A 12,839-nucleotide genomic window follows, 5' to 3' on the forward strand; every position below is an offset into this window, starting at 1 on the left:
AATTATCTTCGTAATTACACCCTAATTGAAACGGTTTAATTTTTATTATGAATCAAACTGATAGCCACCAGGGCCTTTACCGGCCTGAATTTGAACACGACTCGTGCGGAACCGGATTTATAACTAATATAAACGGCCATAAGGAGCACAGGATAGTAAGCGACGCGCTTACCATGCTGGAAAATATGGAGCACCGCGGCGCCTGCGGATGCGATCCCGAATCGGGCGATGGTGCCGGTATACTGATACAGCTGCCGCACGAATTATTGATGGAAGAGTGCTCAAACCTCGAGATTAGCCTGCCTGAACCGGGAGACTACGGCGTAGGTATGATATTTTTTCCTAAGGACTCGACACTGAAAAAAGCCTGCCGTACTATTATTGATAAGGCTGTTGAAAAGCTTGGCCTGCATAAGCTGGGCTACCGTAAGCTGGCTACCGATAATAGCGTGATTGGCGAAACCGCCCGCAGCGTAGAACCGGATACTGAACAGATATTTGTTTCCAAGCCGCACCATATATTAAATATTGACGATTTTGAGCGTAAGTTGTATGTGTTGCGCCGTTATATTAATAAATCGGTTACAGAACAGTTTCCGAAAGCTGCCGAAAGCTTTTATTTTACTTCGTTCTCTGCCAAAACCATTATTTATAAAGGCCAGCTAACTACGTACCAGTTGCGTAAGTATTTCTCTGATCTGTCTGATCCGCGTGTGTCATCAGGTTTTGCCTTGATACACTCCCGTTTCTCAACCAATACCTTTCCGTCATGGAAGCTGGCGCAGCCATTCCGCCTGATAGCGCATAACGGAGAAATTAATACCCTGACAGGTAATCTTAACTGGTTCTATTCAGGCCTGCAATCATTGGCATCATCATACTTTACTAATGAGGAGATGGAGATGCTGTTGCCGGTTATTGATAATAACCAGTCTGACTCGGCTTGCCTGGATAATATCATCGAGATATTGCTGCACACTGGCCGTTCATTACCACATGTTATGATGATGCTGATACCGGAGGCATGGGATGGTAACGAGCAGATGGACCCGATAAAAAAGGCTTTCTACGAGTACCATGCTACCCTGATGGAGCCATGGGATGGCCCGGCCGCCATCAGCTTTACCGATGGTAAACTGGTAGGCGCGGTGTTAGATCGTAATGGCCTGCGCCCGCTACGTTATGCCATCACCAGCGATGGCAGGGTAGTAGCCGGTTCGGAAGCGGGTGTATTGATTATTGATGAAAGTACCATCGTTAAAAAAGGCCGCCTGCAACCAGGTAAGATGTTCCTGATCGATACCGAGAAAGGTAAGATCATCACTGATGAAGAAATAAAACACCAGGTAGCATCGCGCCAGCCTTATGGCCGCTGGCTGGAGAATTATAAGATACGCCTTAACGAGCTTACCGAGCCCCGGTTAGCCTTTGCCTCATTAAGTGCCGATTCGGTTTACCGTTACCAAAAAGTGTTCGGTTATACACGTGAGGATACCGATCTGATCATCAAATCGATGGCGTTGGACGGCAAGGAGCCTATTGGCTCAATGGGTACAGATGTACCGCTGGCTATATTGTCAGACAAGCCTCAACACCTGTCGAGTTATTTTAAGCAATTCTTTGCGCAGGTAACCAATCCGCCTATCGACCCGATCCGTGAGCGTTTAGTAATGAGCCTTGCCACCTTTATTGGTAACAACGGTAACCTGCTGGACGAAGATAAAATGCATTGCCACTGCGTAATGCTTAAGCACCCGATATTAAAAAATCACCAGCTGGAGAAACTGCGTAGTATTGATACTGGTTTGTTCCACGCTAAAACGCTGCAAACCTACTTTAAGGCTGATGGCCTGCCGGGTTCGCTGGAAAAAGGTATAGCTAGGCTTTGCCGCTACGCGGAGGACGCGGTGGACGATGGCTTTGAGGTATTGATCCTGTCAGACCGTGCTGTGGATTCAGAGCACGCGCCGATCCCGTCGTTATTAGCTGTATCAGCCGTGCATCACCACCTGATTAAAAAAGGCCGTCGTGGCGCGGTAGGTATCGTTGTTGAGAGCGGTGATGTTTGGGAAGTACACCATTTTGCCTGCTTGCTGGCATTTGGTGCAACGGCAATTAACCCTTACCTGGCCTTGTCAACCATCGAAACCATGCATGGCAACGGCAGCCTGGAAACCAGCCTTGATCTGCGCCAGCTGCACAAAAACTATGTAAAATCGGTTAACGATGGCTTGCTGAAGATATTCTCAAAAATGGGTATCTCCACGCTGCAATCGTACCACGGCTCACAGGTGTTTGAAATACTGGGTATAAACCAGGATGTAGTTGACCGTTACTTTGTTGGCGCTGTTAGCCGCATAGGTGGTTTAGGTTTGGATGAAATAGCCCGCGAATCACTTACCAAGCACCGCGCCGGTTTCAATATTAATAAGGAAGATAACGCCCACTTGTTGCCCGAGGGTGGTATATATCAGTGGAAACGCAGGGGCGAGGCGCACTTGTTCAACCCGCAAACGGTTCACCTGTTGCAGCACGCTACCCGTACCAACAATTACGAGGTTTATAAAAATTACTCAAAACTGATTAACGAGCAGGGCGAAAAGCATTACACCATTCGTGGTTTGTTTGACTTTGCCCATCACCGCGAACCAATCAGCATTAATGAAGTTGAACCGGCAGAAAGCATCCTGAAACGTTTTGCTACAGGAGCCATGTCGTTCGGTTCCATCTCGCACGAGGCACACAGCACCCTGGCCATCGCCATGAACCGCATTGGCGGCAAAAGCAACACCGGCGAGGGTGGTGAGGACGAAATGCGTTACGAGAAACTGCCAAACGGCGATTCCATGCGTTCAGCAATTAAACAAGTGGCATCAGCACGTTTTGGGGTAACTTCGAATTACCTTACAAACGCTGATGAATTACAGATAAAAATGGCGCAAGGCGCTAAACCGGGCGAGGGTGGTCAGCTACCCGGCCATAAGGTTGACGACTGGATTGCTAAAACCCGCCACTCAACACCAGGTGTAGGTTTGATCTCGCCGCCGCCGCACCACGATATTTATTCCATCGAGGATTTGGCACAGCTGATCTTTGATTTGAAGAATGCTAACCGTGCCGCGCGTATCAACGTTAAGCTGGTATCAAAAGCAGGTGTAGGTACTATCGCGGCGGGCGTTGCAAAAGCCCATGCCGATGTTATCCTGGTAGCAGGCTACGATGGCGGTACCGGTGCTTCGCCAATAAGCTCGATAAAACACGCGGGTTTACCGTGGGAACTTGGCTTAAGCGAAGCCCACCAGACACTTGTACGCAACAAACTGCGTAGCCGTGTGGTACTACAAACAGATGGTCAGCTAAAAACCGGTCGTGATATTGCCATTGCTACCCTTTTGGGTGCCGAGGAGTGGGGCGTAGCCACCGCTGCCCTGGTTGCTGGCGGCTGTATCATGATGCGTAAATGCCATTTAAATACCTGCCCGGTAGGTGTGGCTACGCAGGACCCGGAACTGCGCAAGCTGTTCTCAGGTGATCCGGAGCATGTGGTTAACCTTTTCAAATTCCTGGTACAGGAGTTCCGCGAGGTAATGGCAGAGTTAGGTTTCCGTACCGTTAACGAGATGGTTGGCCGTGTACAATTCCTGAAAGTAAAAGATAATGTAAAGAGCTGGAAAGCCCGCACTATCGACCTGTCGGGCATATTACACCCGGTTACTAACGCTAAAGGCGCTACCCTGTACAACAGCGAAAGCCAGGATCACGGCATGAGCAACATCATCGACTGGAAATTGCTTGAAGCCGCCAAACCAGCATTAGAGGATAAAACCCCGGTTTACGCATCTTTCAATGTAGTTAACGTTGACCGTACCATCGGTACCATGCTGTCAAACGAAATATCCAAAGTGTACGGTTCAGCAGGTTTACCTGCCAATACCATTAACTTTAAGTTCAAAGGCTCGGCAGGGCAGAGCTTTGGCGCATTTGCTACCAAAGGTGTATCATTCGAGCTGGAAGGCGAGGCTAACGATTATGTCGGTAAAGGGCTTTCAGGCGCGCAACTGGCTATCTATCCGGCGGCAAACGCCACCTTTAAACCTTCAGAGAATATCATAATCGGTAACGTGGCACTGTATGGCGCTACCTCAGGCGAGTTGTTTGTAGGCGGTATGGCTGGCGAGCGTTTCGCGGTGCGTAACTCAGGTGCTACAACGGTAGTTGAAGGTGTGGGCGATCACGGTTGCGAGTACATGACCGGTGGCCGCGCGCTGATACTCGGTTCAACAGGCCGCAACTTCGCGGCGGGTATGAGCGGCGGTTTAGCCTGGGTGTACAATCCGGAGAATGACTTTGCCGAAAAGTGCAACACCGAAATGGTTGATCTTGACCCACTATCAGTTAGCGACGAGGAAGAGATACTGACCCTGCTGCGCAAGCATATACAACTTACCGGCAGCAAGCTGGCACAAGGATTACTGGATAACTGGAACGAGGTATCAACCCAGTTTGTTAAGGTTTATCCTAAAGAGTACAAAAAAGTTATCGAACAATCAAAATACCAAACTACAGCATAATTATAAGATGGGAAAACCAACAGGATTTCAGGAATTTAACAGGGAGCTTCCCGCTAAAACACCCGTTGCCGAACGTGTTAAGAATTATAACGAGTTTGTAGGATTGTATAGTGATGAGAAGCTGAACCAGCAATCGGCACGCTGCATGAACTGCGGTATACCATTCTGCCATTCAGGTTGTCCGCTGGGCAACATCATCCCTGAATTTAACGATGCCGTTTACCGAAAAAACTGGGAAGAGGCATATAATATTTTATCATCAACAAATAACTTCCCGGAGTTTACAGGGCGTATTTGCCCGGCTCCGTGCGAGTCGGCCTGCGTGTTGGGCATTAATAAACCAGCAGTAGCTATTGAGGAGATCGAGAAGCACATTATCGAGATTGCTTACTCAAAAAGTTTAGTTAAGCCTACCGCGCCGTTAATTAAAACAGGTAAAACTGTGGCGGTTGTAGGTTCTGGTCCTGCAGGTTTAGCTGCCGCTGCTCAATTGGCAAAGGCTGGCCACAGTGTAACCGTTTTTGAACGCGACGACCGTGCCGGTGGTTTGCTACGCTACGGTATTCCCGATTTCAAGTTAGAGAAATGGGTGATTGATCGTCGTGTAAAGGTAATGGAAGAGGATGGCGTGGTTTTTAAATACAATACTGAGGTAGGTAAGGATATCGCTGCTGACGAGATTACCCGTAGTTTTGACGCGGTGGTGTTAGCCGGGGGCTCAACCATTCCGCGCGATCTGAAAATACCGGGCCGTGAGCTGAAAGGCATTCACTTCGCTATGGACTTCCTGAAACAGCAAAACAAACGTGTAGGCAATAGTCCGTTTACTGCCGAAGATATCCTGGCGACCGATAAAGACGTGATTGTTATTGGTGGTGGCGATACTGGGTCAGACTGTGTGGGTACATCAAACCGCCAGGGTGCGCGTTCAATCAAGCAGTTTGAGGTAATGTTCAAACCGGCTGATTCACGCCCAAGCAGTACGCCATGGCCAAGTTTCCCCGGCCCGGCAGTGCTTAAAATAACCAGCTCGCACGAAGAAGGTGCCGACCGTTACTGGAGCATTAATACCAAAGAGTTTTTAGGTGACGAAAATGGTAACCTGCGTGCTGTAAAAGTGGTTGACCTGGAATGGGAAGTTGACTTTTTAGGCCGCCCGGTTAAATTTACCGAGGTTGCCGGTACCGAGCGTGAGCTGCCTTGCCAACGCGTGTTTTTAGCTATGGGATTTGTGCATCCGCAGTTTGAAGGTGCCCTTGAAACCTTAGGCGTTGAACTTGATGAACGTAAGAATGTTAAAGCTACCGAAGGCGTTTACCGTACCAACGTAAGCAAGGTTTTTGCCGCGGGCGATATGCGCCGAGGCCAATCCCTGGTAGTATGGGCAATATCTGAAGGCCGCGAAGCAGCCCGCAAGGTTGATGAGTTCCTGATGGGACACTCTATATTGGAGAGCAAAGACGGCGTTAACGAATTTGAACAGGCTTATTAGGCATCGGGCATTTGTCATCAGTTATTTGTGAATGATGATCAGTTAATGCCTCTTTCAAAATTTTATTAAGAGTAGCCGGGCGTTTTATACGTCCGGCTTTTTGTTGTAATTCCCGCCCTGTCATTTCGAGTGATAGCGAGAAATCTACGTCCATAACCCGGCGAACTTCTCCTAGGTCCTACCTGAAAGTAAGGACTTAAAAAATCACGTCATTGCGAGGTACGAGGCAATCTCTTAAGGACATTCTGATGTGATTAGCTTAAAGAGATTGCTTCGTACCTCGCAATGACGCGATTTATATGTTGAATAATTAAATCAAAAAAAAGGTGCGTAGGCCTGCCGGAAAACCGGGCCAGGGAGTATGGCCTGTGGGTGGAAGGTTTTTCAGGCTTGACTTTTGGTTACTTTGTATCTAAGACAAAATAACTGGCCTCTGCGGCCAAGAGCAGACTGTCGATGATAATAGCATTAACTTTTAATCTCCGACTGGGTTTTTATTCTTAAAGATTCGCTTTTATTGTTTCAACCTTGATGATAACAGCGTAACCGTCAAACCCATCACGGCTATAATAGTATATGATACCCGGAGATTTGTTGCCGCGGCAGCAAAACCAATAATTGGCGGCCCTAATAAAAATCCTAAGAAACCCACGGTTGATACCGCCGCTAACGCTACTCCGGCCGACATAGTGGTTGATTTACCTGCCTCGCCGTACACAAGTGGTATGATGGATGATACCCCGAAACCGACAATAAAGAAACCCGCTATGGCGGTGTATAAGTGAGGAAATATAACTGAAAGCAATAATCCTGCAGCTATCAAGCTTCCGCTTATTTGCAGCATGGTTTTCATGCCGAAACGTGCGGTAAACCAATCGGCTACAAAACGGCCACCGGCCATAGTACACATATAAGCCGTATACCCAGCACCAATCCAGGCTTTTTCGGCGTGTACAATTTCTTTAAAGTAGATGCCGCCCCAATCAACCATGGCACCTTCGCACATAAGGCCTGAGAACGCTATGACACCCAGTAGCATCAACGCTTTATCGGGTTTGGCAAATACAGGCTGATCAACTGCTACCGTGCCCTCATCTTTAATAACAAAGCCCGAGCTGATAGCCGCTATCAGCAACGCCGCGGATGTAATGATTACATAGTGCCAAAATGGGATCAACCCAAAACCTATCATCATGGTACCGATGGATGCACCGGTAAAACCCGCCAGGCTCCATAATCCATGGAATGAGGCCATTATTGGTTTACGGTACATGGCTTCAACCTGTACAGCCTGTGTATTTACCGCGATGTTTACCATATTGCCGCTAAAACCGAACGCAAACAGGCCGCCCAACAACGCATATACCGATGGCGAAAGGCCTATAACAACCAGCGTTAAAGCGTATACTACCGTAGCTGCCAGTACTATTTTACGGCTGCCAAACTTTGCGGTGAACCAGCCTGAAAAGGGTAGGGCTACCATCAAACCTGCCGGTAGTGCTAAAAGCAACCCGCCAACTTCGGCTTCATTGAGATGGAACTTTTGCTGAAATGTAGGTATACGTGAGGCCCAACTGGCAAAACATAAACCTTGCGTAAAAAATAACGCGCTTACTGCAACCCTGTGCGCAAGGCGCGACACACTTTTTACCGGGGCGTTAACTGTTATGGCTATATCGTTCATCTCCAATCCAAAATATAATGCAAAATTACAATTTTAATTGGTGTAAATAATACACTAACTCGTTGCTTTTATAATATTACAAAACGATGAACAGTGATTTTATCCTGTTATTTATCTCCGGGATGCTTTTTATTATCGAGCAGCATTTGCAGCATTTTGATAATGCGGGCGTTCCTCGTTTTTTCTTGTTTGGCGCTTACTATCCAAACTACATATTCTTTTTTGTGCGTATACGCTAATTTGTTAAAGTATTCTATAGCTGCAGGATGTGCATTTAATGTTTGCTGTACATCCAAGGGCAGTGTTACTAATCTTTTCTCAGGATTGATGTACTGCGCGTAATAGTTTTGTGGAATGGCTCCGTTTCTGGAGGCTGATTTGTTCACTAAAGATTCCGGTTTAAATCTTAGGGCAGTCCAGGTTTTGTCAATCGCCGCGGAGCTTACCGGCCGTAAACCAAAGTTGGCCATTATATCCCAACTGCCCATCATTTCCAGATCGGTGCTGATATTGCTGGTTTTCTTTGGGTATATAATCCATAGTGTTGTTTGTGGTTGTAGTTTTTGAGATAAGATGCCGATATCACGTGCCAATTCAGCATTGCTCTTAACAAATAATTGAATGCCGTCGAAGCTTTCATTCAATCCATAGTTAATCATGATCTCATTGTTACCCTCCAAAAGTGTAAGATAACCATCCGGCGCATTAAGCAACACCCAGCGCTGGCCGGCTTTCATCTGTAGTTTTTTAGCTAATGCGCTGATCATCTTTTGTTGAGCTTGCTGAAAAAATCCCACAAAACAATGCCGGCCGATACCACAATGTTGAATGAATGCTTGGTGCCAAACTGCGGTATCTCAATACAAGCATCAATCACCTGCATTACTTCATCGCTAACACCATTTACTTCGTTGCCGAATATGAGGGCATACTTTTCATTTGGGGCAGGTTGGTAGGTATCCAGCATCAGGCTGTTTTCGGCCTGTTCAATAGCTATTATTTTATAACCTTCGCTGCGCAGTTTTTCAACGGCTTCAAGCGGTGTTTGATAATATTCCCATTCCATTGACGTGGTGGCGCCAAGGGCGGTCTTTTCTATCTCGCGGTGGGGCGGGCAGGCAGTTATTCCACACAATACCACCTTTTTTACCGCGAAGCCATCAGACGTGCGAAATATAGAACCGATATTATGCATACTGCGCACATTATCAAGCAATACAGCTATGGGTAGCTTTTCCTGTTCTTTAAACTCATCAACGGTGGCCCGGTTTAGCTCATCAAGCTTTAATTTACGCATGGCCAAAGTTATCAAATCAGTCAGTATAAACAATAATCTATCAGATGCGGCTCACTTGCACATCAGGCTAAACATGCCTACATTGCGCAAAAATATTTGCCATGATCCAGTATCTTATAACCGCATTTGACCACACCGATGCCGATGCACTGCAACGGCGTTTAAATGCAAGGCCAAGCCATCTGGAAGGCGTGAAAAGGTTAAAAGCATCGGGTAATTTTGTATTGGGCGGCGCTATGCTTAATAGTGACGGAGATATGATCGGTTCTACCATGATCGTGCAGTTCGAGGATGAAGAGCAACTGGAGCAGTGGAAACAAAACGACCCCTACGTTACCGGTAAGGTTTGGGACAGGGTAGAAGTGAGGCCATTTAAAGTGGCCGACGTATAACTATAATTAAACACACCAATTTAATAAATTATGATCTCGTTTAACAAGCTTAAGTACGTTTTTACCTTGATGTTGATAATGGTTGCGGCTGTTATCGCAGCCGCTAAAGATGGCAGCTACTACCAACTTAAGGTATATCATTACAAAACCGAAGCACAGTTTAATCAGTTGAATACTTATTTGCAGCAGGCGTACGTACCGGCATTGCACCGCCACGGCGTTAAAAAAGTTGGGGTGTTTGCCACGTTATCTGCCGATACTACCTACAAGCGTATTTATGTGTTTATCCCGATGAAAGGATTGAACAAGCTGGAAGAACTCGAGCATGAACTATCTGCCGATCAGCGTTACCTGGCTGATGGCGCTGCTTACCTTAATGCGCCTTACAATGCCGCCCCGTATATCCGCATCGAAAATATACTACTTAAAGCCTTTGCGGGAATGCCTAACGCGGAGGTACCCTCGCTAAAATCGCCGAAGGCAGAACGTATTTATGAGCTGCGTAGTTATGAGAGCGCTACTGAGAGATATCATCAAAACAAGGTTGACATGTTTAATATTGGCGATGAGATAGGCCTGTTTAAGCGCTTAAACTTTAACGCGGTATTCTACTCGCAGGTATTATCGGGCGCGCGGATGCCTAACCTGATGTACATGACGGCCTTTAACAACAAACAGGATCGCGATAAACATTGGGATGCTTTTGGTACAGATCCTATCTGGAAGGCGCTTTCAGGCAAGGATGAGTATAAAAATAACGTGTCGCGCAACGAAACGATATTTTTAAGGCCATTGGAATACTCTGATTTTTAGGGTGTTGATGTAATAGATAAAAATAAATAAAAATTTTTCTGTCAGCAGGCAACCCTTGCTTCAGCTGTGGCGTAATTACTTATAAATAAGTGAAAGTAAACGGCGTGTTATATTTGCCCCGGCAAATTACAGGCTATATTTAAAGTAATAAAACAGGACCGGCCCCCACCCGATCTATGGCAGAAAAAGACTTAAAGGAGCTTATTGAAGGATGCATCCGGCAAAACCGGCAATGCCAAAAGGAACTGTACAAAAAGTTTTACAGTTACTCGATGGCTATTTGCCTGCGCTATGCTAATGACAGGGATGAAGCCGCAGGAATCATGAACCAGGGTTTTTTTAAGGTATTTAAATACCTGAGTAAATACGATGGTAACCGGCCTTTTAAAATTTGGCTGGGTAAAATCATGACGAATACGGCTATTGATAATTACCGGGCTGCAGCGCGCACGGTAGCTATTGATGACCTGGAAAAGGCAGAGCATGTGCGTGATGTTGATTTAGCCGATAAGCGTTTAAACTATAACGATTTACTGAGTATGATACAGCGTTTGCCGCGTGCTTATCGCCTGGTGTTTAATTTATTTGCTATTGAAGGTTACACGCATGAAGAGATTGCCGATATGTTACAGGTCAGCGTTGGCGCATCAAAGTCAAACCTGCATAAAGCAAGGCAGAAATTAAAGCTGATGATACATGAGGCGGATAGGCGTGATACAGGACGCTACGGCGCCGGGGCGGATTATACACCGGTGGTGGCCATAACCGGTATACATATGAATACGAACTTTATACTCAACAATTTTTTACGGTAATGGATCAGGAGAGAGATAAAAAATTGGATGAGTTTTTCCATAAGGCCATGCAGGAACCTGACGAAGTTAACTTTCGTGAGGACGACTGGGGCCAGATGGAAGAAATGCTGGACAGGCAGCGCAAACCACTTGTTATGTGGATGCGTGTTGCCGGCGGCATTGCGGCTATGCTGCTGATTGCTTTCTGCATGTGGTGGCTAATGCCGGATAAAAACAAGAACGAAAAACAAAATACAGCCAGGGTGAAAATTAACAAGCCGATGCAGGATGAACGAGAGAAAAGCGAAGCGCCCTTGGTTGAGCTTAATGGAGATAGCGTAGCCGGATTGTCTGTACGTGGGGGGACTGCAGCAGGAACACAACACCGTAGGAAGAGTTCTTATCCGGCTGCCACTCCATTTAAGCAAATGGCCGGAACGGTTAAATCGGGCGATACCGCTTCGGCGCCTCAAAATATTGACCAAATTGCTTCAAACAACAGTCAGCGGTCGGTTATTGAGGGTGTTGATACCACAGCACAGGAGGGCGTGGTAGCAGCTAATAATACGGATACTGCAATAACCGGGCGTGAAGAAAAGAAGAACAGTATAGCCAAGCCGGAGAGAGTTGCCAGAAAGCCGGTATTCGCGGTGAGCGTGTTAGCCGCGCCGGATGTTAACGGCATAGGCTCATTTGGCGAGGGTAAAATGGGGCTTAACGCGGGCGTTTTGTTAAGCATGAGGTTAGGCAGCAGGTTAACCGTAACTACAGGTGCAGCGTATGCATATAAGCCTTACGCTACCAACTTTAGTAATTACCGTACAGCCTACCGGTTTGAAGTTAACCCAACCAGGGTAATGGCTGATTGCAGGGTGCTTGATATACCGCTTAATATAGATTACATGGTATACTCAAAAAAGCGAAACAGCATGAGTTTTGGCGTGGGCCTGTCATCATGGTTTATGCTGAACGAGAAGTACAGCTTTACATACCCTGGAAACTACACCGGGCCAGCATCATACAGTGTATCAAATCAAAATCAACATATTCTGGGTGTGCTTAACCTGCAGGCCACGTACCACAGGCAGTTAAATAATAAGGTTGGTGTCGCGATACAACCTTTTATGAAAGTGCCGCTAACCAACATAGGATATAGTGAGGTACGGTTACGGAGTTTGGGTATAGCCGCCGGATTAACGTGGAACTTGAGCCCATGACAAACTAAAAAAACATGAAACATTTATTGATTTTACTTGCCCTGACAAGCAGTTTGCTTGGTCAGCAGGCACCCCCTGCGCTTTATGTTAGCAAAAATGCAGCTATTACACTGTATTCAGATGCGCCGATGGAAGACATCGAAGGCAACTCTACCGATGGCAAATCAGTTTACAACGCGTCAACCGGTGAGTTAGCCTTTAACGTAGCCATACGCTCGTTCAAATTCCAGAAATCATTAATGCAGGAGCATTTTAATGAGAATTATATGGAAAGCGATAAATATCCGCAGGCATCTTTTAAAGGCAAGATAACCGAGAAACCTGATGTAACCGTTAACGGCAGCTACCCGGTAACCGCTACCGGCGTGCTTGAAGCGCACGGTGTAAAACAGCAACGTACCATTAAAGGCAAAATCAATGTAAACAACGGTAAGTTGACCATGACCTCGGAGTTTATGGTGAAATGCGCCGACCATAAAATTGAGATACCCAAGCTGGTTTTTCAAAAAATAGCTGAAACGCTTAAGATTACCGTTACGGCCAATTATACCGCATACAACAAAAACCCCACAAAATAAA

General features: G+C 46.5%; 11 protein-coding genes. 7 read left to right on the forward strand and 4 right to left on the reverse strand.

Going from position 1 to position 12,839, the window contains the following annotated elements; translation table 11 throughout:
- Positions 1–47 precede the first annotated feature (47 nt).
- Positions 48–4,571, forward strand: a complete 4,524-nt coding sequence (gltB, locus tag ABD960_RS06800; RefSeq protein WP_345330184.1) for a glutamate synthase large subunit — start codon at positions 48–50, stop codon at positions 4,569–4,571.
- A gap of 7 nt (positions 4,572–4,578) precedes the next feature.
- Entirely contained in the window at positions 4,579–6,063 is a 1,485-nt protein-coding gene (locus tag ABD960_RS06805) for a glutamate synthase subunit beta (RefSeq protein WP_345330186.1), read from the forward strand.
- Here the strand turns inward: ABD960_RS06805 and ABD960_RS06810 are convergent.
- The 4 genes from ABD960_RS06810 to ABD960_RS06825 all read right to left on the reverse strand — a co-directional run bounded on the left by ABD960_RS06810 (position 6,038) and on the right by ABD960_RS06825 (position 9,044).
- Positions 6,038–6,217, reverse strand: coding sequence for a hypothetical protein (locus tag ABD960_RS06810; protein WP_345330187.1), 180 nt, complete (start codon positions 6,215–6,217; stop codon positions 6,038–6,040). The two genes, ABD960_RS06805 and ABD960_RS06810, sit on opposite strands and share 26 nt — an antisense overlap.
- 360 nt (positions 6,218–6,577) lie before the next feature.
- Positions 6,578–7,747, reverse strand: coding sequence for an MFS transporter (locus ABD960_RS06815; RefSeq protein ID WP_345330188.1), 1,170 nt, complete (start codon positions 7,745–7,747; stop codon positions 6,578–6,580).
- A gap of 107 nt (positions 7,748–7,854) precedes the next feature.
- Positions 7,855–8,514: a YdeI/OmpD-associated family protein gene (locus tag ABD960_RS06820; RefSeq protein ID WP_345330189.1), complete on the reverse strand. Its 660-nt coding sequence runs from the start codon at positions 8,512–8,514 to the stop codon at positions 7,855–7,857.
- A complete protein-coding gene (locus ABD960_RS06825) occupies positions 8,511–9,044 on the reverse strand; it encodes an RNA methyltransferase (RefSeq protein ID WP_345330190.1) in 534 nt (177 codons plus the stop codon). Before ABD960_RS06825 ends, ABD960_RS06820 begins: the two co-directional genes overlap by 4 nt.
- Before the next feature lie 101 nt (positions 9,045–9,145).
- Here ABD960_RS06825 and ABD960_RS06830 point away from each other — a divergent pair, with 101 nt between their 5' ends.
- The 5 genes from ABD960_RS06830 (at position 9,146) to ABD960_RS06850 (ending at position 12,838) form a co-directional block, all read left to right on the forward strand.
- A complete protein-coding gene (locus ABD960_RS06830) occupies positions 9,146–9,436 on the forward strand; it encodes a YciI family protein (RefSeq protein WP_345330191.1) in 291 nt (96 codons plus the stop codon).
- Positions 9,437–9,466: 30 nt separating this feature from the next.
- Positions 9,467–10,249 carry an NIPSNAP family protein gene (locus ABD960_RS06835; protein WP_345330192.1) on the forward strand — a complete coding sequence of 261 codons (783 nt, stop codon included), beginning with the start codon at positions 9,467–9,469 and terminating at the stop codon, positions 10,247–10,249.
- A gap of 176 nt (positions 10,250–10,425) precedes the next feature.
- Positions 10,426–11,064 (forward strand): RNA polymerase sigma factor, encoded by a 639-nt coding sequence (locus tag ABD960_RS06840; RefSeq protein WP_345330193.1) that lies wholly within the window; start codon positions 10,426–10,428, stop codon positions 11,062–11,064.
- Positions 11,064–12,260 (forward strand): outer membrane beta-barrel protein, encoded by a 1,197-nt coding sequence (locus ABD960_RS06845; protein ID WP_345330194.1) that lies wholly within the window; start codon positions 11,064–11,066, stop codon positions 12,258–12,260. The genes ABD960_RS06840 and ABD960_RS06845 overlap by 1 nt, the downstream gene beginning before the upstream one ends.
- Positions 12,261–12,274: 14 nt before the next feature.
- Positions 12,275–12,838, forward strand: coding sequence for a YceI family protein (locus ABD960_RS06850; protein ID WP_345330195.1), 564 nt, complete (start codon positions 12,275–12,277; stop codon positions 12,836–12,838).
- Position 12,839: the final 1 nt, after the last annotated feature.

The sequence above is a fragment of the Mucilaginibacter defluvii genome (assembly GCF_039543225.1).
GTDB lineage: Bacteria > Bacteroidota > Bacteroidia > Sphingobacteriales > Sphingobacteriaceae > Mucilaginibacter > Mucilaginibacter defluvii.